The sequence below is a fragment of the Nonomuraea helvata genome, assembly GCF_039535785.1.
Classification (GTDB): domain Bacteria; phylum Actinomycetota; class Actinomycetes; order Streptosporangiales; family Streptosporangiaceae; genus Nonomuraea; species Nonomuraea helvata.
Genome location: NZ_BAAAXV010000009.1, coordinates 557,061 through 579,691, shown reverse-complemented (window position 1 = coordinate 579,691; position 22,631 = coordinate 557,061). Strand labels below are relative to the sequence as shown.

Genomic DNA, 22,631 nt, shown 5'->3' with positions numbered 1-22,631 from the left:
GCACAGGGCCGATAGACTGTGGTTACCGCATTTCGCCTTTGGGGGGTTTCTCACGGTGTCTGAATTCGACACAGTGCTGGTGGTCGACTTCGGCGCGCAGTACGCGCAGCTGATCGCCCGGCGCGTCCGCGAGTGCCACGTCTACTCCGAGATCGTTCCCTCGACGATGCCGGTCGAGGAGATGATGGCGAAGAACCCCAAGGCGATCATCCTGTCCGGCGGCCCCTCCTCGGTCTACGCCGAAGACGCGCCGCCCGCGCCGCACGGGCTGTTCGACACGGGCGTCCCCACGTTCGGCATCTGCTACGGCTTCCAGGCCATGGCGCAGGCGCTGGGCGGCGAGGTGGCCCGCACGGGCGTCGCCGAATACGGCGGCACCGCGCTCGAGGTGCTCAACGAGGGCGTGATCTTCGCCGGCCTGCCGGGCGCCCAGACGGTCTGGATGTCACACGGCGACAGCGTCTCGGCCGCCCCCGAGGGCTTCACGGTGACCGCTTCGACGCGCGAGACGCCGGTCGCCGCCTTCGAGCACCCTGGGCGCGGCCTGTACGGCGTGCAGTTCCACCCCGAGGTGCTCCACTCCGAGCACGGCCAGACGGTCCTCAAGCACTTCCTCGACGCGGCCGGCTGCCGCCCGTCGTGGACGATGCTCAACATCGTCGAAGACTCCGTCGAGTCCGTGCGCCGCCAGGTCGGTGACGGCCGCGCGATCTGCGCGCTGTCGGGCGGCGTCGACTCCGCGGTGGCCGCCGCGATCGTGCAGCGGGCCATCGGCGACCGGCTGACCTGCGTCTTCGTCGACCACGGCCTGCTGCGCAAGGGCGAGGCCGAGCAGGTGGAGCGCGACTTCGTGGCCGTCACGGGCGTGAAGCTCCGCGTGGTCGACGCCGCCGACCGCTTCATCAAGGCCCTCGACGGCGTCTCCGACCCGGAGGAGAAGCGGAAGATCATCGGCCGCGAGTTCATCCGCGTCTTCGAGGACGAGCAGCGCGCCATCATGGCCGACGGCCCGGTCGACTTCCTGGTCCAGGGCACGCTCTACCCCGACGTGGTGGAGTCGGGCGGCGGCACCGGCACCGCCAACATCAAGTCGCACCACAACGTCGGCGGCCTGCCGGAGGATCTCCAGTTCAAGCTGGTGGAGCCGCTCAGGGCGCTGTTCAAGGACGAGGTCCGCCGGGCGGGCGAGGAGCTCGGGCTGCCGGCCGCCATGGTGTGGCGCCAGCCGTTCCCCGGCCCCGGCCTCGGCATCCGCATCGTCGGCGAGGTCACCCGCGAGCGCCTCGACATTCTGCGCGAGGCCGACGCGATCGCCCGCGAGGAGCTGTCCCGGGCCGGCCTGGACCGGCAGATCTGGCAGTGCCCGGTGGTGCTGCTGGCGGACGTGCGCTCGGTGGGCGTGCAGGGAGACGGGCGCACGTACGGGCACCCGGTGGTGCTGCGGCCGGTGACGTCGGAGGATGCGATGACGGCCGACTGGGCGCGGGTGCCCTACGACGTGCTGTCGCGCATCTCGACCCGGATCACCAACGAGGTCCGCGAGGTCAACCGCGTGGTCGTCGACGTGACCAGCAAGCCCCCCGGCACCATCGAGTGGGAGTAACCCTCGCCGGGTAGACCTGCACGGTCCCCGGGTTCGCCGTGATCCCCGGGACCGGTCCCGGGGATGCTCTCGTAACTTACGCTCCATGCCTCGACCGGGGCATAGGCGGTGTGGTGCGACATGTCCGGGGTCCTATACGGCACGCATCGCTTGGCCGAACACGCCAAGGGATCCAATTGACCATGACTTTTCAGTCTTATCCGTTAGATCAGCAGGTTCCGGCTGGTCCGGCTGATTTACCGTCGGCCGAGGCCGCCGTAGAGGAGGAAGCGGACCGGAGCGGGGTCCTGGACGTCCTCGAGAAGATCGGCTCGGTGGTGGTCCCGGCCGGCGTCACGCTCTACGCGCTGCTGTACATGGGTTTCCAGCAGATGTACGCCGTCTTCGGCATCACGCCCGAGCAGGCCGGGCTCGACCAGGCCGTGCTGCTCGGACGGCTCCTGGGCACCCTGATCCCGCTGCTCCTGCTCCTCGCCGCGGGCATCGGCCTCCTCGTCGGACTCGCCTGGCTGCTCAACCTGATCACCCGCGGCTGGGCAGGGCGCCTCTTCGGGGCGCTCAGGGAACGCCCGTGGATCGTCGCGGTGATCGCCGGAATCTGGGCCGGACTCTCCTACCTGGGCTTCCTCTCGTACGTGTCAGCGGGGGACGCGGAGCAACTGGACGGCGGGGACGTCGTCTTCGCGGTCGTGCTGGGCGTGCTGGCCTACGTCGTGCCCTTCCGCCTGCTGCGCCGCAGGTCGGTGGGCCGCGCCGGCATGAAGGTGCTGATCGGCGCCTTCACGGGTATCGGGCTCGGATACCTGCTCATCCTCCAGATGGTCTTCGGCGCGGTGGACGTGTACAAGACCGGCCGGTCCAACACCCTCCTCGACACCCTCGGCTTCCAGGACCAGTGGGCCACGCTCCAGGACAGCGGCGGCAAGACGCTCTACGACGGGCGCTGGATGATGCTGCTGGGCGAGTTCGAGGGCGGCTACGCCTTCTACGACTGCGACAGGATGACGACCTTCCGCAAGTTCTCGGAGAGCACGATCCTGGTCGACATCCAGCTCCAGCCCGAGCGGGAGAAGGGATTCACCTGCGGCTCTCTCGTCGAGGGCGCCAAGAAGGGGCAGTGATCGGGCGCTAGCGCCCGGGCGGCTCGTCGCCCGGGACGTCCACGTGCTCGCCGATCAGGGGGACGAAACGGGCGGGAGTCAGCAGGCGCTCCTGGACCAGGTGGCCCCGCCGTTTGCCGAAGAGTGTGACGATCTCGTTCAGGTCCTCCTGGATCGGCATGACCAGTCGTCCACCCTCGGCCAGTTGGCCGGCGAGCGGGGCGGGCACCGTACGGGCCGTGGCGGAGACGACGACGGCGTCGAAGGGCGCGTGTTCCGGGAGGCCGGCGGTGCCGTCGCCGACCATGACCTCGGCGTTGGCCACCCCTGCCGCGGCGAGGTTGGCCCGTGCGTGCTCGGCCAGGTCGGCGTGGCGTTCCATCGAATACACCTGGCGGGCCAGGCGGGCCAGCAGGGCGGTCTGGTACCCGTACCCGGTGCCGATCTCCAGGACCGTCTCAGTGCCCGACAGCCTGAGGGCGTCGATCATCTGTGCGATCAGGGACGGCTGTGACGTGGGCTGCCCGTGGCCGATGGGGATGGGCTCGTCGCACGGAGCACGTGCGGCATAGCGTGGCGGCACGAACCGGTCACGTGGCGTGGTGGCGATGGCGGCCAGCAGTCGCGGATCCTCAACACCGGACCACTGGGCGGCCTCCACCAGCGGGTCGTACTCCATCGGCGGTCACCGGCCGCAGGCCCCCGTCGGCATGCTTCTCCGAGCCATGCCCACCTGCTTCCCGACCGCCTCGATCCGAATCCACGAGCGGACACCGCACCGGCCGGTGCGGTGTCCCCTCGACGGGTGGGTCAGGTGTCAGCAGGTCCTGCCGCTGTTGACGCAGCGGACGACGGTGCGCATGAGCTTCTCCGACATCACCCCGATGGAGCCGGCGTGGTCGGTGCCCGGGTCGTTCTGTTCGCTGGCGAACGCGTCCACCGCGAAGGGGACGTCCGCCGTGCTGGGCAGGTTCTCGTAGGTCAGCGTCATCCGGAGCTGCGGCACGGCCTCGGTGCCGCTCGGGCAGGCGCCGGTCTCGTCAGGGAAGACGAGGTGCGTACGGTGGTCGGCGCTGTCGAGGTTCTGGCCGTCCCAGCAGCTCGGCATGTCGAAGACGCGGACCACGTCGCTGCCGGAGGGGCAGATCGGATACTTGTCGGTCAGCCGGTCGGTGAAACCCGTGCAGGTCCACGTCGGCCGGGCGTCGGCGCCGCCGTTGGTGACCGCCCTGGCGTCGCCGGAGACCATCCTGAGGAACCTCGGTGCGGCCGTGACCTGCGACGTGGGGTTGCCGCGGTACTCGAGCCGGACCGACGACGGCTGTACGGGGGTGCCGACGTTGTTCGAGCCGGTCTCGTCATCGGAACCGCGTACGCGCAGGGTGGGCCAGAAGTAGGCGGACCGGTCGGCGGCCGTGCGGCAGCTGGTGTCCGCTTCGGCCAGGGTCTCGTTGGTCGAGAAGGCGTCGGTGGACATGTTGCCCACGTAGTCCAGCTGGAGCTGGGCTCCGTCCGACATGCCCGGGGCGAGGATGAGGTCGTCGGCGTTGGAATGGCCTGAGCCGGTCGTACCGCATCGGGAGACGAACGTGCCGGTTGAGCCGTTCTCGTCCGCCTGTGGCTGCTCTGTCTCGGGGACCTTCCGGATGTCGACGAAGTCCTCGGCCGAGGGGCCGGCGTTCTGCGCTGAAGAGCCGCCGAGTGTGCAGGTGGCGAGCTGGTTGAGGCCGGTGGGGCGTTGGGCGGCGCGTCCGATGGCTATGGCGATGCGGTCGAGGGTGGCGGCGCGTTTGTCGGCGAGTGGGCCGAGGATGGCGTTCTGGACGAAGTTGGGGCCGCCTTGTCCTGTCGATCGGGCGAGTCGGTCGTTGGCTTCCTGGAGTTGTTTGTCGAGCAGTGCGAGGTTCCGGTCGACTTCGGCCTGGGCGGCTGCGGGGATGCCGGGCAGTTTGCCGGTCACGCTGGGGCAGACGATGGACTGCGCCGCGGCCGTACCGAGGTAGACGTTCACCGTGCCTGCCTGCGCGGACAGCGGAGATCCCCACAGGACGACGGCGATGCTCCCGCCTAGGGAGGCAGCCCCCAACCAGGGCCTGAATCGTCTTCCCCCCGATGGACTTCGCATGCGACCACTCCCTCCGGTTTCGTGATGTGGGCAAGGAGTCCGATCTTCGAGAGGTACGCGGGTCCGGATCGGGGGGTTCATCCGGCGATGATCAACTCGGACGCAGGGCGGCGGACGGACCCCTGCTGACCAGCACGAATGCGTATTTATGCACATTCGAGGATTGAACCCGGCGCGAGACGCGGGTCGTACAACCGTGCGACGAACACCGCTACGCGCCTCACACCCGAGGCGACTGAAAGGGTTGATCATGACGAAGCGCATCCTCACCGTCCCCGGCCTCGCGCTCGCCGCCACGCTGGTCGCCGCCTCCTTCGGCCCCGCCATGGCGCAGGCGGAGACGGGCACCGACGTGTACCTGGCGGCGACGCTGCTGGGCAAGAACGAAGTGCCCGCCCCTGGTGCCAAGGTCGGCGACAGGAACGGCAGCGCGATCGCCGTGTTCCGCATCCACGGGCAGCAGGTCGACTACGCGATCCGGTGGCAGAAGGTGGCCGCTCCGACCGCGTTCCACATCCACCAGGGCAAGGCCGGCAAGAACGGCGACGTCAAGATCCCGTTCTTCGGCGAGGCGCTGCCCGGCTCGCTCGACGCCGTCAAGGGCACCGTCACGGTCAAGGATCCGGCCCTGCTCGGCAGGATCGCGAACAACCCGAAGCGCTGGTACGCCAACCTGCACACCAGCGAGTTCCCCGGCGGCGCCGTCCGTGCCCAGCTTCACCGGATCCACCCCGTGTCACTGGAGTCGGTGCTGGCCGGCGGCTCGCACAGCACGCTCACGGCACTGGCCGACGGCCGCCAGGAGGTGCCCGCGCCCGGTACGAAGGTCGGCGACAAGGACGGGCGGGCCGCCTGGCTCCTCTGGGTGCAGGGCACCAAGGTTCACTTCGCCACGGCCTGGAAGCGGATCGCCCAGCCGACCAACGGCCACATCCACCGCGGCGTGAAGGGCAAGAACGGCCCGGTGGTCGTCGACTTCTTCGCCGCCAAGAACGGCCTGCCCGCCGGCGTCAACGGCATCGCCGGCACCGGCACCACCACGGCCAAGGTCGCCGACGGCATCAGGCACAACCCCAAGGGCTGGTACGCCAACCTGCACACGAGTGAGTTCCCCGGCGGCGCGGTGCGCGGCCAGCTGCACCGGGGCGGCTGGTAACGCGTCAAGTCGCCGTACGGGGGTGCCGCCCCCCCGTACGGCGACGCTGCGTGTGATGGCAGTACCTACGTAGTCCGAAATAGGTATCTATACGGGGATTTTTCACCTCTCATCCAGGGGCTCACTGAGGCATTCTCAAGGTGTGAGCAATCCACGCTCACCTGAAGAGGGGACAGCAGGAAACCGAAAGGCAGCATCACGTCCTCAGCTGCCACTCGGGGTGCAGGGCAATGAATATGGTTTCGTGGAGCAGGATCTGGACAGCGGCGACCGGCCGTCGCCCGGTGGCGGGCCGGACGGCCTCGTGGTGGCTGCCCGCTGACGACTTCGGCTCGGTGCGCAGTGCGCGCCGGCTCACCCGTGACAAGCTCGCCGACTGGGGCTTCAAGGCCCAGACGGAGGTCGCGGAGCTGCTCGTCAGCGAGTTGGTGACCAACGCACTGGAGCACGCGTACGGACAGGTCCGCCTCAGCCTCTTCGCCGAGGACGGCCTGCTGCGGTGCGAGGTCGAGGACGAGAATCCCGAGCTCCCGCACATGCGCACCGCCGGCCCGGCCGCGGAGAGCGGGCGCGGGCTGTTCCTGGTCGACGCGCTCTCCTGCTGCTGGGGCGGTGTCCGCACGCCTCGCGGCAAGGCCATCTGGTTCGAACTGCCGACGTTCACCCACGCCGAGGCCTGCCCCCTGGACGCTCTCGCGTTCGCTGCGTGAGGATGTACATGCTCTGCGTATCGTCAAGACATGACGATAGAGTCGCTGGGCATCGTGGAGGCCCGCAACAAAGCTCGGCGTCCTGGTGTCCCGCGCCGTTCACGCTCATCGACCCACCAAGATCAGCCGGGGGAACCGCGCCCTCATGACGACCCTGCCAAGCTGCTGCCTCAGATCGCCCAGGAGGCCTACACGAAGGCAGAGGCAGCGTTCCAATAGCTGCATCGCTGAACTCTTAGCATCCTGATTGCCCTGGTCACGATGGTTCGGCGGAGAGCGGTGGCGGATGAGAGGAGGCTCCCGATAAGACAGCAGATGAGCAAGGTCCGATGCCCAAACCGGGAGCCACGTTGCTGGGGTTCGGTCGGCGAGGGCTCGCCGGTGGAGGGTTCTCTCGGTTAATGATCAGCCCCAGCAGCGCCCCGATGAAGATGGGCGAGGCCTTGTACCGGAAGTCCTGCGCCGAGCCGCAGGGCACAGGCCGCCAGCCCCGCGGCCAGTAGCGATGCCAGGGCCGCGCTGCGTGGCGTCGCTCCTGGCTGCCCGAGCCTCGAGCTTGGAGGAGTCGCTGGTGGCGGTTCATCCCCGCGCTGGTGGTCGTGGCGCTGTGTCCGTCGGGCAGGCCGTCCCGATGGTCACCAGCGCCCGCGATGCTGTTGGTGCGTTTTGGACATGTGTTCGATGTCTAGGGTGACGGAGGGATGGTCGGGCCACTACTCTTGTGCTGTGAGCCGGTGGGACGACAGGGAACGCGCTGCAATGGTGGCGCTACTTCGTCGTACCGCTACGGAGAAGGGCGAGCGTGAGCTTGTTCAGCAACTCGCCGAAGAGGCCTCAGCTGTGGCACTCTTGCGCGAACGCCTGGCACCCGTCGATCTGTTCTCGGATCCAGTTGACGAAGCGATAGCCCAGGCCGCAGAGGAGATCGCCTCCTGGGAGCAGAGTGGCATCCAAGTCATCGCCTTGAGAGACGATCGCTATCCGCACCGGCTGCGGGACGTGTTCGATCGACCTCCGCTGCTGTTCGCCCGTGGGACGGTCCTTGACGAGGACAATGGGGTCGCGGTGGTCGGTTCACGGGTGGTCTCATCGGAAGGTCGATCTACGGCGGCTGAGCTGGCCACGCGGTTGGTGGAGCGCGGTCTCTCAGTTGTCTCGGGTCTGGCCGCCGGTGTCGATACTGCGGCTCACCGGGCCGCGCTCACAGCCGGCGGTCGGACGGTGGCCGTCATCGGCACCGGGATCTGTAAACATTTCCCCCCAGAGAATCGTGACCTCCATCGAGAGGTTGCCGAGCAAGGTGCCGTGTTCTCTCAGTTCTGGCCGGACAGAGGGCCGGACAAGACGACGTTCCCACTGCGGAACGGCACGATGTCGGGCTACAGTTTGGCGACGATCATTGTCGAGGCCAGCGAGCGGAGCGGGACCCGCATCCAGGCGCGCAAGGCCGTGGAACACGGTCGACCGGTGATCTTGATGCAGTCCGTGATTGACCGCACCCAGTGGGGCCGGGTTACGGCGGGCAAGCCCGATGTCCATGTGGCTCGAAGCGCTCGCGAGGCGATGGTCATCGTCGATGCCCTGCTGGACCGTCCCAAGCAGTTGGAGAGTTTGCTCACGAGGATCGGCTGACTCAATGGCGGAGGCATCGCCTGTGCTTCGGGGGATGATTCGAGATCGGCTTGGCGCGATCATGACGAATCCCACCCGGATACCGAATGTCACATGTGACATCTGTACGGCTCCTGTCCCCTCGCAGTACACGAAGTGCTACCGCTGCTACGCGGATGCCCACAAGGGGAGTGTGCCTGTCGCACGGCGAGTCGTTCCTTTGACCTACGCTGTCGTGGGCACGCAGGCGGACCGGGACATGTACCGCTACAAGGATCCAATGCCCGACGGAGCCCAGCGGCTCCGCAACCCCTCTTATCAGCGGTTACTCCTTCTTCTGCTGGGTTTCGCCAATGTCCATGCATCGTGCCTCGATGTCGGTGCGCGTAGGCACGTCACGGGCGTGACGGTGGTTCCCTCACTTCGAGGACGAGCCGGCACCCATCCACTGGCTACTCTGGCGGCGGTTCTTCCAGGTCATTGGGAATGGACGGGGCTCAACGCCGCTCCCGAATCCTCACCGACCGCGAGTACTCCCTGGACATTTGTCCTGTCACAGGCGGCAACTGCCAGTGGCCACGACGTCCTGGCGTCGCCGTCGGCGTCTAGCCGGGTCCGTGTCCAGGTACGTCCGGCTCGTCTTGCGCGGGGGGCTCACTCGGCGAACGTTCGCTCGGCGCGGGCTCGCCCGGTGAGGACGTGACCGTCTCAGATTCCGCCGGTACGGGACGCAGCGCGCGCCCGCCCCGCCGTACCGACGCCACCACCAGCCGCCCCACGCTCCCCAGCAGCAGCGGCACCAGCAGCACCCCGATGAGGATCGGCGAGGCCATGTACCGGAAGTCCTGCGCCGAGATGTTGGCCAGGATGGCCAGCTGCTGCCCGGCCACCACGGCGGCCACGCCCAGCACGTACCGGTTCCGCAGGGCCCAGGCCGCCAACCCCACGGCCAGATACGAGAGGTACGCCCACAGCGCCCCCCGCCACAGCGCCCAGTCGTACTGCGGCGCCAGCGCGTCGGCCAGCCACGGGTCGGCCACCCGGTTCAGCTCCCATGACAGCGGCCGCAGCGAGTAGACCCAGCGCCCGGGGAAGTCGGGCACCTTGTTCGGCCCCACGTAGGTGTCGGCGTTGGGCCGTCGCGAGAACCGGTAGGTCATCCCCCCGATCGTGAGATCGTCCTGCACGGGCCTCCAGGCGATCGCCCCCCGGCACAGGCGGGTGTCCAGGATCATGCGCGGCTCGGAGAGCAGCAGCCGCTTCCACAGGTCGAGCAGCTGGGAGGCATGCGCGTCGGCCTGCTGCCAGCTGAAGTCCCGCCGCCAGATCAGCGGGTTGACCGTGTAGCAGGTCCCGCCCTCCTGCCACCGCGTCAGGGGCGCCACCGACGCCATCAGCGTCTTGTCCTGTTCGCTGAACAGCTCGGGATGGTCCCGGTACGCCACCGCGATGTCGCCGAACGCCGTGTGGTACACGTACGTCTTGGACGGGGCCGCGATGCCGAAGTTCGGGAACACCAGGTTCGTGAGCACGAGCGGGAGGGCGGCGGCGAAGGTGCCGGCCAGGAGCAGCCGCACGCGCATGGTCCTGACGATCACCAGCAGCGCCAGGACGGCGACGCCCACGACGAGGAAGCCGTTCGCCCGGAACAGGCCGAGCAGCGTGAAGAGCACCCCGAGCCCGGCCAGCGCGGGCACGGTGACAGCGCGCCTGGCCGCGATCCGCGCGCACACGCCCGCGATGGCGATCGCGCAGATCGTGAACGGCACGTCCTTCCACAACGTCACCGAGAACGCGCCCACGGGCGGCGCCAGCGGCATCAGCATCGCGACGAGAGTGGTCGGCAGGCGGGGCGCGCCGAGCGCCTTCAGGGACTGCGCCAGATACGTCAGCGCCGCCGCCATCGCGGTGGTCTGCGCGAACGTGACCGCGCCCAGGTCACCGGTCTTGGTGAAGCTCAGCCACACCAGCGCGTCGTAGAGCACCGAGTGGTCGCTCACCCAGGGCCCGACGACGGTGTGGCTGAGGTACAGGACCGAGTCGCGGCTGAACAGGCCCGGGTAGAATGCGGCCCACCAGCAGCCGAGGACGGCCTGGATGACCACGAAAGTCGCGAGTGCGACCCATCGCCTCCGCTTGCCCATGATCCTGATCAGGGGTAGCTGACTCCCGGCTTCGGCCCCTTACCGCGTAGCAGCGTCGGGACCGTGACGAGGTGGTAGCCGCGTTTCTTGAGCTCCTTGAGGATCTCGGGCATGACCTTCACGGTCGCGGGGACCACGTCGTGCATGAGGATCATGCCGTCGCGCTTGGCCAGCCTGAGCACGGCGGCCTTGATCTTCTTGGTGTCACGCAGCTTCCAGTCGAGCGTCGTGCCCGTCCAGAGCACCTGCGCCAGGTCCAGCTCGTCGGCCAGCCCGAGCACGCGGTCGTCGGTCTCCCCGTAGGGCGGCCGGAACATCGTCGGCCGCACCCCCGTGGCCTGCTGGATCGCGCTCTGGGTGGTCTTGATCTCGTCGAGGATCTGCTCGTCCGACAGGGACGGCAGCGAGGCGTGGGAGTAGGTGTGGTTGCCGATCGCGTGCCCCTCCGCGAGCTCCTGCCTGGCCACCTGCGGCCGCTTCTCCACCTGCTTGCCGACCAGGAAGAACGTGGCCTTGGCCCCTGCCTGCTTGAGCGTCTTGAGCAGGGCGGGCGTGTTCGGGCCTGGGCCGTCGTCGAAGGTCAGGGCCAGGCACTTGACCCGGGCGCAGTCGACCGTTGTCGCCTGGGCGGGCAGCGAGGTCATGGCCAGCGTCACCGCGAGCAGGGCATGAAACACCACGGATCACAGCCTAGGGCCAATATCCCCAGACCGCGCATGCCAGGGCGTCTCGTTCTGAATACGCCCATCTCGCGAGCCAAGCGTCATTTGATGACGGTCACCAGCCGCGTGAACTCGGCAGGGAGATCGAACCCGTCCCACACCCGGTGGAAGCTCAACGCGCTCCCGACCGGCACCATGCGATCGACCCCGCGCCCGGCGAGCTCCCTGGCCAGCCTCTCCAGCTCGTCCTTGGCGAACCCGAAGTGCGTCATCGTCTGGTCCCGCCGTTCGACCAGCATGACCAGCTCCGCCAGCGACCCGAGCCTCGCGTGCGCGAACGTCCCCGCCCCCAGCCACTGCCTCGGCGCCGTGGCCGCCGCCGCCAGCGTCACGTTGGCCAGCGCGTTCCCCCGGAACTCGATGCTCTCCGCCAGCCCGTCGGCGGCCAGGCCGTAGGTGGAGACGCGCTTCTCCACGGCCATCGCCGCATCGACCCCCCACCCGCGTACGGTCACCACTCGCGCCACGTGCTCGCAGAAGTCGGCCCGCGCCGCGTCGCAGTCGCCCTCCGCGCCCACCCAGAACACGGTCCTGGGCGAGGAGCAGGCGGCCTGGTCGAACCAGTAGGTGTCGTTCACGAACCCCTCGGCCACGGTGACCCGCGCCGCCCTGGGCGCGCACAACCAGGCCGCCGCGCGCACGACGGCGAACGAGGAACGGTCGGGGAAGACCAGGTCGCGGGCGTGCGGGGCCAGCGGGTGACGCCGCATCTCACGTACGGTGCCGTCGCCGCCCCACACCACCCGCAGGTCGCAGGCGGCGGAGAGCGCGGCGGTGATGCCGTCGCTGCGGCCATAGGAGACGATGCGCTGGGTGGCCGCTATGACCGGATCGGCGTCGGTCAGGGCCTCGTGCAGGGTGTCCAGGATGACCTCGGCGACCGCGCCGGAGCGGGGCGACAGGCGCACGATGTTGCGGTTGCCCATCAGGGCTGACAGGGCCCAGGAGTAGACGAAGACGGTGTCGACGTTCGCGGGCGGGATGTGGAAGACCAGGCCGCGCGGCACGCGTACGTGCTCGGTGCCGAGCCCCTCCAGGGTGCGGGCCAGCTCGCTGGGCCGCAGGAAGAAGCCGAGCGAGCCCAGCTCGGGGTGGCGCCGCGCCAGCGCGGGCCGCAGTAGCCGTCTGCCGAAGGCGGAGAGGAACTCGCGGACCCGCTCGTCACCCACGTCGAGCCCGCCGCCCAGCTCCCCGAGCAGCTCCTCGACCGGCACGTGGGCCCCGGCGGGGAAGCGGACATCGAGCTTCGGGTCGTCCAGCATCAGCCCTGCCCCATGGTGTCGCTGCAGCCGCGTGCCTCCGCCCTGGGCAGCCTGCCCAGGACCTCGAACCGCTTTCCCGGCCAGTGCCCGTCATCGACGCCGCGCACCACGCCCAGGTCCTCGGTCAGCAGCACGTGGCCGGGGTAGGACGTGGGCAGCGTGCTGACGACCTCGATCAGCCCCGGCTCGCCGACGGCCGCCTCCTGCCAGCTCTCCGGATCACGGATCACGACATCGGCGAAATCGGGGCAGTACAGCCCATCGCCTTCGGGGCCTTCCAGGAAGACGGTGCCGATCTGCTCGACCATCCCGTAGAAGTTGTGGATCCGGCTCAGCCCGCACTCGGCCGCCAGCCGCCTCCGGAACTCGGCGTTGTCCACCGCCTGCTCGGCCAGCCGCTTCCACCCCCCGGAGTGGATCAGCACCCCCTGCGACAGGTCCGCCCCGAGGCCGCGTAGGTGGAGCCAGACCATGAACGTGAACCCGAAGACCAGGAACCGCTCGCTCCCGTGACGCGCCAGGAACGCCTCGACCGCCTCCGCGTCCACCCCGCCCTGGTCATCCAGCACGAACGTGTGGTCCCTGCCGAAGTTCATCATCCCGAGCACGCCGGCGCCCCGGGCGCTCAGCGTGGGGTCGCGTACGACGGAGCGGCTGTCCACGATCAGCATCGGCAGCCGGCGCTCGCCGAGCACCTCCCTGAGCGTCGCCGCCAGCATCCGCGTCTGCGCCGCGGCCGCCTCGCGATCGAGATAGACCCGGCTGGGCTGCTGCCCGGTGGTCCCGCTGGAGGTCAGCACCCTGAACACCTGGTCCTCCCGCACGCTGCGCAGCTCGTGCGTCTTGAACAGCCGCACGGGCAGCCAGGGCAGCTCGACCAGCCGCTCGTACGGGGGCCGCGCGGCGATGGCGTCGAGGATCCTCCGGTAGGGCGGGCACGCCTGCCTGTGCCGCTCGGTGAGCGCCGCCAGCTCGCTCGCCAGGGCTGCCTCCCGCTCGCGCTCGGCCAAGCTGAAAACGCTCACCTGCCCCCCTCCACCCCACGGCGGGTCGCGGGGCGCTCGCCGGCCGTCATGTGCGCGACTCCAGCGCCCGGTAGTCCACCTTGCCGGTGGACAGCAAGGGCAGGCTGTCGATGCCGCGGACGTCGAACCCGCTCCAATGGACCCGCAGCTCGGCCCCAAGCCGCCGCGCCAGGACCGCGCAGCCGGCCGCGTCGAGGCCCTCGGCCCACACCGTCACCCGGTCGTCGCCGCTGGTGGCCGCCACCGGGACCGGGCCGCGCAGCAGGCGCTCGACGTCGTCGAGGTTGACCCGCACGCCGAAGACCTTGCCGATCCGCCTGAGCCGCCCCGTGATGTAGAGGAACCCCTCGGAGTCGAGCCGCCCCAGGTCGCCCGTACGCAGGACGCCGCCCAGATCGTCGCCCCTGGCCAGGTCGGCAGCCGTCTCCGCGTAGCCCATCATGACGTTGGGCCCGTGGTAGACGATCTCGCCCTCGTCGACGGACAGCCGCCCGCCGGGGATGGCCGGCCCGGCGGAGCCCGGCTTGTCGGCCAGGCGGTCGGGGGGCAGGACGGCGATGCGGGCAGTGGCCTCCGTCTGCCCGTACATCACGAAGAACCGGTCGGCCTTGCCCGCGAACTCCGTGACCAGCTCCGGGCTGAGCCGCCCCCCGGCCTGGGTGAGCGTGACGAGCGTCGGGTGCTCGGACCGCTCGTAGCGCAGCCGCCGCAGCATCTCGTACTGGTACGGTACGGCGGCCAGCGACGTGCACCGGTGCGCGTCGAGATGCGTCCAGAACGACCGTTCGAGCAGCCCCGCCTCCGTCAGCATCACGGTCGCCCCCGCCGCCAGATGGCTGTTGAGCACCGACAGCCCGTAGCTGTAGTGCAACGGCAGGCTGGTGGGCGCGATCTCGTCGGAGGTGATGGACAGCGCCGCGGCGATGGCGGCGGCGTTGGCCGACACGGCCTGGCGCGACAGGCGTACGAGCTTGGGATTGCCCGTCGAGCCCGAGGTGGCGAGGAGCACGGCCAGGTCGGGATGGGGCTCTGGGGCGTCGTGGCGTGGCGGCGGCGAGCCGTCGGCCGCGTGCGTGAAGCCGAGCAGCGCCGTCGGCCGGAACCGGCCCACCAGCTCGGCCAGCGCCCCCGGCGACAGGTCGGGGTCGAGCAGCGCGACCGGCCGGCCCGACCGCCAGGCGGCGAGATAGCGCAGGACCGACGTGAGGTTGTTGCGCATGCCGCAGAACAGCGGCCCGGGACGCAGCCGGGCCAGGGCCTCCGCGGTGCGGTTGACGTGGTGGAGCAGCTCGTCGCCGCCCAGGCTCGCCGGCTCTCCCGCGATGACGAGGCGGGCCTGTGGGTGCGGGAACATCACAGCACCAGCCCGCCGTCCACGCCGATGACCTGGCCGGTGACGAAGGCGGCGGCCGGCGAGAGCAGGAACGCGACGGCGCCGGCGACGTCGGCCGGCGTGCCGAGCCGCCCGAGCGGGGTCGCGGCGACGGTGGCGGCGCGGGCCTCCTCGTCGAGCGTGGCGAGCATGTCGGTCTTGATGTAGCCGGGGGCCACGGCGTTGACCCTGATGCCGGTGGGCCCCAGCTCCTTGGCCGCGGCCAGGGTCAGGCCGATCAGGGCCGCCTTGGTGGCGGAGTAGACCGCCTGGCCCGCGCCGCCCATGCGGCCCATCATCGACGAGACCAGCACCACGGCCGGAGAGGTGCCGCGGCGCAGCAGCCTGAGCGAGGACTGCAGCGTGTACGTCGCCCCCACGGCGTTGACCTGGAAGAGCCGGTCGACCGTGTCGTGCCGGGTCATGCCGAGCGGGCCGCCGGCGTGCACACCTGCGTTGACCACGAGCGCGTCGAGCCGGCCGTGCCGCTGGTAGATCTGCCGCATCACGGCCGACACGGCCCCGGCGTCGGCCACGTCGCAGGCGACGGAGTCGGTGACCCCGCCGGTCTCCGCGGCGACCTCGGCGGCGGCCTTCGCGGTCCGCTCCTGGTCGCGCCCGTGGAGCACGACGTCGAAGCCGGTCGCCGCCAGCGTGGCCGCGACGGCCCGTCCGATGCCCGCCGTCGAGCCGGTGACGAGGACGACCCTGCGCTCAGCCGGGGCCTCAGACGGCGGCGCCGACGCCATGCTTCTCCAGCAGCTCGGCCGCCTTGGCGAACGAGCTCATGTCGATCATCTCGTCAGTGTCGATCATGATGGAGAACTCGTCCTCCATCGCGGCGATCAGTGCCATGTGGGCCAGTGAGTCCCACTGAGGGATGGCGCGGTATTCGAGCCCGTCGACGTCGGCGTCGGCCGGGAGGTTGAGCGCGCCGCGGAAGACGGCCCGCAGGCGGTCGAGATGACTCATGATCACTCACTCTCTGTCCTCAAGCCGCGACACAGTGTAGCGGGATCTGCGGGATGAGGAAAAACCAAGCCCCCGTCTCCAGTAATGGAACCGTATAACGGCGGGTGGCGCCCGTTGAGGACTGGGAATGTCGGACGGACACGGTCCACCGTACGGGGGGAATGATGGACGAATCCAATCACTGGTACGGGCACTCGCGCATACTCAGCAGATACTGCGGCCTGCCGGAGGAGTCGCCGAAACGCATCCAGGGTTTCCTTCAGCACGGCTGGAACTATCTCCACGGATTTCCGCCCGACGACCACTGGTGCAGCCCCGGATATCCCCGTTTCATCTGGTCCGACGTGCTGCGCCGCCGGGGCTGGTCCATGGGCCGCAGGGGGCACTACCTCATCGGCGCGCCCTGGATTTACCTGCTTCACCTGGAGCCTGAGTTGGGCACGGTGCCCGAGCGCAAGGGTACGATCTGGTATCCCTTTCATGGCTGGGAAAAGCACTCCGTCATTGGCGACCATGCCCGGCTGGCCGACGAAATCCGAAATGTCGAGACCGAGCGTGTCACGGTCTGCCTTTATTGGTTGGAATTCGCGAATCCGGACATTCGGCGGGCGTACGAATCGAGGGGGTTCCGGGTCATCTGCCACGGCGAGCGCGGTTCCCGCTGGGAGGGAAAGGGCCGCGACTTCCTGCGCAAGCAGCTGGTCCAGTTGCGGCGCCACCGCAGGGTGGCCTCCAACCGGCTCGGCAGCGCGCTGTTCTACGGCGCCTCGGTGGGGTGCGAGGTGGCCGTGTACGGGGATCCGATGCAGTTCGAGGACGAACGTCCCGAGTACGGCGGCACGGCGCGCCGCATGCGCCTCTGGCCCGAGCTGCACGGCACGCACGTCGACCGCGAGCTGGCGGCGGAGGTGGCGCGGCGCGAGCTGGGATTCGAATATCAGGCGACACCGGAGGAGCTACTGCGAATGTTCGGATGGAAGCGGGCACGGGCTGTATGAACACGACTGATTTGCCCGAGAATGTTCGGTTGATCGGCGGAGAGATGCTGCTGTGGTCCGACATGTCCAACATGGGCGGCATCACGGACTGGCGGGGCGCGGCGCTCGAGCTGATCAGGCGGCTCATCCCGGCGAGCGGCCGGGTGCTGCTGGTCGGGCCGCATCCACAGGGGCTGGTGGACGAGGTGGTCTCCCAGGCCACGTCGGCCGCCGTGCTGCTGCGCTCCTACCCCGACGCCTGCGCTCTCGGCGAACGGCATCCGGGGCTGGCGGTCTTCTGCGGGCGGCTGGAGGTGTTCGCCGCGGAAGAGCCGTACGACCTGGTGCTGGCGCTGGACGGGCTGCTGCGCACGCACTCCGCCGAGGCGCCCGCGGCGGCCTGGCGCGAGTCGCTCGGGGCGCTGGCCGGGCTGACCGCGCCCGGCGGGCTGCTGGTGCTCGGCGTACGCAATGACCTGGGCGTCGACCGGTTCCTCGAGGCCAGGCCGGCGGACCGGGAGGGCGGCGACGACCAGTGGGCGCCGCACGGCTTCGACCCGACCTACCCCAGCGGTCCCGCGGCCCTCGACAGGGGGCTGGAGTCGGCGGGGCTGAGCGTGCGGCGGTGCTATGCGGCGTATCCGGCCAGGCAGGCGCCCCGCGCGCTGCTGTCCCGCGAGGCGCTGGCCGCCGACCTCCCGGACGCGCTCACGTTCCCGCTGAGCGCGCGGGGCGGCGAGCGCATGCTGGTGGCCGACCCGCTCCAGCTGACCCGCCTGGTGTTCCGGCACCGCCTGGGGGAGGAGCTCGCACCGCTGTGGCTCGCGGTGGCGACACGCCCCCCGCACGACACCGAAGCGGCGGCGACACGCTCCCCGCATGACACCGAAGCGATCGCGACACGCCCGCCGCACGACACCGAAGCGGTTGCGACACGCCCGCCGCACGGGCTCTGCACGACCGACGACGACGGAACCGGGTTGCCGCTCGGGCTCGTCGAGGAGGGCGCCACGCTGTACGAGCTCACCGGCGACGGCGCCAGGCGCCTCCCGGACGGTGAGGAGCGCCCGATCCCGGCGGGCCGGGTCGTGGAGGAGATCCTCGTCGAGGCCTGCGCCCGCGAGGACGTCCGGGCCGTACGCGAGCTGCTGCGCGAGCTGGCCGCATGGCTGGAGGCGGGCGGCGACGTGTCGGCCGCGACGGACTGCCTGGTGTACGACGGCGAGCGGTTCGCGGCCATCAGCCCGCCGGCGGGCCCGTCCACCCCGCCCGAGCCGAGGATCGTCCTGTGCAGGATCCTGTGGCGGTTCGCGGTCAGGCTGCTGGCGGCCGGCCATCACCACCCGTGGCCGTGGCCGCTGGAGGCCGACCAGCTCGCGCTGACCCTGTGCGGCATGGCCGACCGTCCCTGCGGCCAGGGCGACCTCGACCGCGCCCGCAAGCTGGACGCCGAGCTGGGCTGCCCCGGCGAGGAGCACGTGCCCACGTACCGGGACCTGCTCGGGGTCCGCGACCGCCTGGCCGACCAGCTCACCGGGGCCCTGGCCAGGATCTCGCGCCTGGAGACCAAGCTCTCCTACCGGGAGCGCGAGCTGGTGCGGGCGAAGGCCAAGCTGCGCAGGAGCCAGCGCAAGGCCTCCGCCTACCGCAAGACGCTCGGATACCGCCTCTCCCGCCGCCTGGCCCGCCCCCGCAAGGTCGCCCGCAGGGTCATCCGGCTGCTGTCCGGCTAGCCATGGAGAAACGGATAACCACCCAGAAAGAGGAGAGCGTGTGCCGGTTCTTTCGGTGATAGTCCCGTTCCACAACGTCGAGAGGTACATCGGGCCCTGCCTGGACTCCATCGCCGCCCAGACGCTGGACGACCTGGAGGTCATCTGCGTCGACGACGGCAGCCGCGACGGCGGCGCCGCCGTCGTCGGGTCCAGGCTGGCCGATGACCGCCGGATCAGCCTCATCAGGCAGGACAACCAGGGCGTGGGCCACGCCCGCAACGTCGGGGTGGGCCGGGCGACCGGCCGCTACCTGGCCTTCGTGGACGGCGACGACACCGTGCCGCGCGACGCGTTCAAACGCATGGTGTCCTCGCTCGAGTCCACGGGCTCCGATCTGGCCTGCGGAAACGTCATGCGTCTCTACCGCAACCTGCTCATGCCGTCGTGGGCGCACAGGGAGGCGTTCGCCCGGCCGATCAGGCGCACCCACATCACCCGCCACCCGCTGCTGGTCCGCGACCGCATGCTGTGGAACAAGGTCTATCGCCGCTCGTTCTGGGACCGCCTCGGCCTGAGCTTCCCCGAGCGCATGTACGAGGACCAGCCCGTCGCCATGGCGGCCCACGTGGGGGCGGAGAAGGTGGACGTGCTGGCCGCGATCGTCTACCACTGGCGGCAGCGCGACGAGGAGGCCGCCTCCATCACCCAGCGCCGCCTGGAGCCCGGCAACCTGCGCGACCGCCTCCTGTCCGTGCTGGAGACCGCCGCCCTGCTGGAACGGGGGGCGCCGGGGCTCAAGACGGACTTCGACCGCGACACGCTGGACATCGACATGTCCGTCGCCGTGGAGGCCATGGCCGCCATGGGCGCGGCGGCGGACCCGGCCCTGCTGGACCTGGCCGCCCGATACCTCGACGGTGTGTCACGGGAGGCCTGGCGGAGCATCCCGTACCCGCTGCGCCTCCAGGTCCACCTGCTGCACCAGCGCCGCCTGTCCGAGCTGGCGTACGTCTTCGCCCAGGACCGCTGCGGGCAGCTGCAGCCCCGGGTGGGCGCGGCCGGGCTCCTGCGCAGGCGCTGGTACGGCAGGCACCCGATGATGCCGGAGCGCCTGTCGGAGGTCTCCGACGAGCTGGCCGTGACCGCCAGGCTGGTGAGCCTCGACTGGCGCGACGGCGTGCTCCACGGCGTGGGCCGCGTGGGGTTGGGCAGGTTCGAGGTGGGTGAGCTGCGCCGGATGCGGGTCAAGGTCTGGCTCGAGGAGCGCAGGACCGGCGCGAAGGTGCTGCTCTCCGACAAGGAGAGCGTGCCGACCTGGGAGAGCGTCGCGCAGGAGGACGGCGGCCCGCTGCCGGAGCACGCGTTCCCGTTCAGGTTCGCGTTCGACCCGGCCGCGCTGACGCCCGCGCAGCTGGCCAGGCATGGCCGCTGGGACCTGTGCGTGCGCCTCAGGGGTCACGGGCTGAAGCTCGACGGCCGGGTGGCGGGGCCGCGCTGGCTGCCGCCGCTGATCCCCGCGCCGCGCCTCAGCAGGGGCGTGTGGCTGGTGCCGGTACGCAGTCCCAGGGGCGCGTGGGGCCTGCGTCTTCGCACGGCGGAGGCGATCATCCGCGAGTGCCGGGTGGACGGCGGCGACCTGGTGTTCTCGGGGCAGCTGTCCGATCTGGGAGACGGGGAGCCGGTGGTCAGGCTGCGGCGCAGGAGCGACGGCGAGGAGATGTACTTCCCCGTGACGCTCGCGGGCCAGGACTTCCAGGCGCGGGTGCCGCTGGCCGACATCGACGAGTGCGTCGGTCACGAGTCGTGGTGGGAGGTCGTCATCGACCAGGGCAAACCCATCAGGCCGCTCGTACGGACCAGGCAGCGGCCCGTCGCGACCGTCGCGGACCGGCGCTTCCTCGTCGACCGGGGCGAGGACGGCTGCCTGCTGCTGGCCGAGCGCTGAGCAGCGCCGGTCAGGCAGCGCCGGTCAGGCAAGGATGCCGGCGAGCGTCTCCACGACGCGGTCCTGCTGGGCGTCGGTCAGATCGGGGAACAGCGGCAGCGACAGCTGCTCGGCGTAGTAGGCCTCGGCCTGGGGGCAGAGCCCGCGCTGGTAGCCGAGGTCCGCGAACACCGGGTGCCAGTACGCCGGCACGTAGTTGACCTGCACGCCGATGCCGGCGGCCCGCATGCGCTCGTAGACCTCGCGGCGGCGGCCGTCCTGGACCCTGACCGGGTAGAGGTGCCAGCTCGGCCGCACGTACGCGCGCTGGGTCGGCAGCGTCAGCCCCGGCACGTCACGCAGCAGCGCGTTGTAGCGCGCGACCAGCTCCCACCGCCGCGCGCGGAAGGCCGCGAGACGCCCGAGCTGGCTGAGCCCCAGCGCGCACAGCACGTCGGGCAGGCGGTAGTTCAGCCCGAACTCGTGCACCTCCTGATGCCATCCGCCCACGTCCGGCTCGCGCTGGTCGGCCGGGTCCCTGACCAGGCCGTGGTTCCTGAAGCGGTCGGCCCGCAGCAGCAGCGTGGGGTCGGCCGCCGCGACCGCGCCGCCCTCGGCGGTCGTCACGGTCTTGGTGGGGAAGAAGGAGAACGTGGTCAGGTCGGCGAGCGCGCCCACGGGCCGGTCCTTGTACGCGGCCCCGATCGAATGCGCCGCGTCGGCCACCAGCACCGCCCCGGCCGAGTCGGCGACCGTGCGCAGCTCGTCGTAGTCGGCCGGATGGCCCGCGTAGTCCACCGCCGTGACCGCCCGTGTCCTCTCACCGACCAGCGCGGCGACGGCGTCAGGATCGAGGTTGCCCGTGTCGGGCTGCACGTCGGCGAAGAGCACCCGCGCGCCCAGCAGCACGGCCGTGGCCGCCGTGGCCACGAACGTCAGCGGCGAGGTGACCACCTCCTCGCCCGCCCGCACCCCGGCCGCCACGTACGCGACGTGCAGCGCGGCAGTCCCCGACGTGACAGACACGCACGGCACGCCGCCCGTCCAGCGGGCCAGCTCCGCCTCGAACCGGCCGACGGCGGGCCCGGTGGTCAGCCAGTCGCCGCGCAGCACCCCGGCGACGGCCTCGACGTCGGAATCGGCGATCGACTGCCGCCCGTAGGGGAGCATCAGCCGGTCGCCATGGCGCGCAGGTCGGCGACCGAGAGCCACCGGTCGTTGGTGTCGGAGCGGTAGGTGAACCCCTCAGGCAGCACCTCTCCGCCCGGCGGCGTGTAGCCCCAGGTGGCGATCGTGGGCTGGACGATGTACCGGTCGGGCAGGCGCAGCGTCCTGCGGCCGTCGTCGGGCGCGATCATCTCCTCGTGCAGCTTCTCGCCCGGCCGGATGCCGATCTCGTAGATCGTGCTGTCGGGCGCCAGCGCCTCGGCCAGGTCGGTGATGCGCATGCTCGGGATGCGCGGCACGTAGAGCTCGCCGCCCCGCATGAGGTCGAACGAGTCCACCACGAACCTGACGGCCTGGTCGAGCGTGATCCAGAACCTGGTCATGCGCTTGTCGGTGATCGGCAGGCTGGCGCCCTGCTCCGCCAGGCGCAGGAAGAACGGCACCACCGAGCCCCTGCTGCCGATCACGTTGCCGTAGCGGACGACGGAGAATCGGGTCTCGTGGGCGGCGGCGTAGTGGTTGGCCGAGACGAAGAGCTTGTCGGCGACCAGCTTCGTGGCCCCGTACAGGTTGACCGGGCTGGAGGCCTTGTCGGTGGAGAGCGCGACCACCTTGCGCACGCCGCAGTCGATGGCGGCCTCGACGACGTTCTGGGATCCGGCGACGTTGGTGCGGACGTACTCGAACGGGTTGTACTCGGCCGTGTCGACCTGCTTGAGCGCCGCCGCGTGGACCACGTGGTCGATGCCGTGCATGGCGCGGGCCAGCCGCTCGCGGTCCCTGACGTCGCCGATGAACCAGCGCAGGCGCTCGTCGTCGCTGAAGAGCTGCCTGAGCTCGTACTGCTTGAGCTCGTCGCGTGAGAAGACCACCAGGCGGCGCACCCCCAGCGAGTCGAGCGCGTGGCGGATGAACGCCTTGCCGAAGGACCCCGTGCCTCCGGTGATCAGAATCGACGATCCACTGAGAATGCTCACGTGGCCCCCTGAAATCGCGCTGACGCGCTGTAGTCGTTCGAGCAGTTCGGTAGCATAGCGCGATCGATT

At 70.2% G+C, this 22,631-nt stretch carries 19 protein-coding genes; 8 read left to right on the top strand and 11 right to left on the bottom strand.

Features of this window, described 5'->3' with window-relative positions; translation table 11 throughout:
• Positions 1–55: 55 nt before the first annotated feature.
• Both guaA and ABD830_RS35220 read left to right on the top strand, forming a co-directional pair.
• On the top strand, positions 56–1,603 hold the full coding sequence (gene guaA / locus ABD830_RS35225) for a glutamine-hydrolyzing GMP synthase (RefSeq protein ID WP_378520770.1): 1,548 nt from the start codon (positions 56–58) through the stop codon (positions 1,601–1,603).
• A gap of 182 nt (positions 1,604–1,785) precedes the next feature.
• The gene (locus tag ABD830_RS35220) at positions 1,786–2,724 is read left to right on the top strand and encodes a hypothetical protein (protein WP_344997450.1); all 939 of its coding nucleotides are present in this window, start codon (positions 1,786–1,788) and stop codon (positions 2,722–2,724) included.
• 7 nt (positions 2,725–2,731) lie between these two features.
• Here the strand turns inward: ABD830_RS35220 and ABD830_RS35215 are convergent, their stop codons facing one another.
• Both ABD830_RS35215 and ABD830_RS35210 read right to left on the bottom strand, forming a co-directional pair.
• Positions 2,732–3,382: a protein-L-isoaspartate(D-aspartate) O-methyltransferase gene (locus tag ABD830_RS35215; RefSeq protein WP_344997448.1), complete on the bottom strand. Its 651-nt coding sequence runs from the start codon at positions 3,380–3,382 to the stop codon at positions 2,732–2,734.
• 138 nt (positions 3,383–3,520) lie between these two features.
• A complete protein-coding gene (locus ABD830_RS35210) occupies positions 3,521–4,714 on the bottom strand; it encodes a DUF1996 domain-containing protein (protein WP_344997446.1) in 1,194 nt (397 codons plus the stop codon).
• Between the two features lie 364 nt (positions 4,715–5,078).
• Here ABD830_RS35210 and ABD830_RS35205 point away from each other — a divergent pair, with 364 nt between their 5' ends.
• From ABD830_RS35205 to ABD830_RS35195, 3 genes are all read left to right on the top strand, one after another.
• Positions 5,079–5,984 (top strand): CHRD domain-containing protein, encoded by a 906-nt coding sequence (locus ABD830_RS35205; RefSeq protein ID WP_344997444.1) that lies wholly within the window; start codon positions 5,079–5,081, stop codon positions 5,982–5,984.
• A 230-nt stretch (positions 5,985–6,214) separates the two neighbouring features.
• Positions 6,215–6,694, top strand: coding sequence for an ATP-binding protein (locus ABD830_RS35200; protein WP_344997441.1), 480 nt, complete (start codon positions 6,215–6,217; stop codon positions 6,692–6,694).
• 726 nt (positions 6,695–7,420) lie between these two features.
• The gene (locus tag ABD830_RS35195) at positions 7,421–8,326 is read left to right on the top strand and encodes a DNA-processing protein DprA (protein ID WP_344997439.1); all 906 of its coding nucleotides are present in this window, start codon (positions 7,421–7,423) and stop codon (positions 8,324–8,326) included.
• 584 nt (positions 8,327–8,910) lie between these two features.
• Here the strand turns inward: ABD830_RS35195 and ABD830_RS35190 are convergent.
• From ABD830_RS35190 to ABD830_RS35160, 7 genes are all read right to left on the bottom strand, one after another.
• Positions 8,911–10,449 carry a hypothetical protein gene (locus tag ABD830_RS35190; RefSeq protein ID WP_344997437.1) on the bottom strand — a complete coding sequence of 513 codons (1,539 nt, stop codon included), beginning with the start codon at positions 10,447–10,449 and terminating at the stop codon, positions 8,911–8,913.
• Between the two features lie 8 nt (positions 10,450–10,457).
• A complete protein-coding gene (locus ABD830_RS35185) occupies positions 10,458–11,129 on the bottom strand; it encodes a polysaccharide deacetylase family protein (protein WP_344997435.1) in 672 nt (223 codons plus the stop codon).
• An 83-nt stretch (positions 11,130–11,212) separates the two neighbouring features.
• The gene (locus tag ABD830_RS35180) at positions 11,213–12,433 is read right to left on the bottom strand and encodes an acyl-CoA reductase (protein ID WP_344997433.1); all 1,221 of its coding nucleotides are present in this window, start codon (positions 12,431–12,433) and stop codon (positions 11,213–11,215) included.
• A complete protein-coding gene (locus tag ABD830_RS35175; RefSeq protein WP_344997431.1) occupies positions 12,433–13,458 on the bottom strand; it encodes a LuxE/PaaK family acyltransferase in 1,026 nt (341 codons plus the stop codon). The genes ABD830_RS35180 and ABD830_RS35175 overlap by 1 nt, the downstream gene beginning before the upstream one ends.
• A 46-nt stretch (positions 13,459–13,504) precedes the next feature.
• Positions 13,505–14,812: an AMP-binding protein gene (locus ABD830_RS35170; protein ID WP_344997429.1), complete on the bottom strand. Its 1,308-nt coding sequence runs from the start codon at positions 14,810–14,812 to the stop codon at positions 13,505–13,507.
• A complete protein-coding gene (locus tag ABD830_RS35165) occupies positions 14,812–15,579 on the bottom strand; it encodes an SDR family NAD(P)-dependent oxidoreductase (RefSeq protein WP_344997427.1) in 768 nt (255 codons plus the stop codon). Before ABD830_RS35165 ends, ABD830_RS35170 begins: the two co-directional genes overlap by 1 nt.
• Positions 15,557–15,802: an acyl carrier protein gene (locus tag ABD830_RS35160; protein ID WP_344997425.1), complete on the bottom strand. Its 246-nt coding sequence runs from the start codon at positions 15,800–15,802 to the stop codon at positions 15,557–15,559. Before ABD830_RS35160 ends, ABD830_RS35165 begins: the two co-directional genes overlap by 23 nt.
• A gap of 161 nt (positions 15,803–15,963) precedes the next feature.
• On the opposite strand from ABD830_RS35160, the gene ABD830_RS35155 reads away from it, so the two are divergent.
• The 3 genes from ABD830_RS35155 to ABD830_RS35145 are packed head-to-tail and all read left to right on the top strand — an operon-like array spanning position 15,964 to position 20,439.
• Positions 15,964–16,800: a hypothetical protein gene (locus ABD830_RS35155; RefSeq protein ID WP_344997424.1), complete on the top strand. Its 837-nt coding sequence runs from the start codon at positions 15,964–15,966 to the stop codon at positions 16,798–16,800.
• A 29-nt stretch (positions 16,801–16,829) separates the two neighbouring features.
• The gene (locus ABD830_RS35150) at positions 16,830–18,512 is read left to right on the top strand and encodes a class I SAM-dependent methyltransferase (RefSeq protein WP_344997422.1); all 1,683 of its coding nucleotides are present in this window, start codon (positions 16,830–16,832) and stop codon (positions 18,510–18,512) included.
• 40 nt (positions 18,513–18,552) lie between these two features.
• Positions 18,553–20,439, top strand: a complete 1,887-nt coding sequence (locus ABD830_RS35145) for a glycosyltransferase family 2 protein (RefSeq protein ID WP_344997420.1) — start codon at positions 18,553–18,555, stop codon at positions 20,437–20,439.
• A 24-nt stretch (positions 20,440–20,463) separates the two neighbouring features.
• Here the strand turns inward: ABD830_RS35145 and ABD830_RS35140 are convergent, their stop codons facing one another.
• Together ABD830_RS35140 and pseB are read right to left on the bottom strand one after the other, a co-directional pair.
• Positions 20,464–21,588 (bottom strand): DegT/DnrJ/EryC1/StrS family aminotransferase, encoded by a 1,125-nt coding sequence (locus tag ABD830_RS35140; protein ID WP_344997418.1) that lies wholly within the window; start codon positions 21,586–21,588, stop codon positions 20,464–20,466.
• Entirely contained in the window at positions 21,588–22,562 is a 975-nt protein-coding gene (gene pseB, locus ABD830_RS35135) for a UDP-N-acetylglucosamine 4,6-dehydratase (inverting) (protein ID WP_344997416.1), read from the bottom strand. The genes ABD830_RS35140 and pseB overlap by 1 nt, the downstream gene beginning before the upstream one ends.
• Positions 22,563–22,631: the final 69 nt, after the last annotated feature.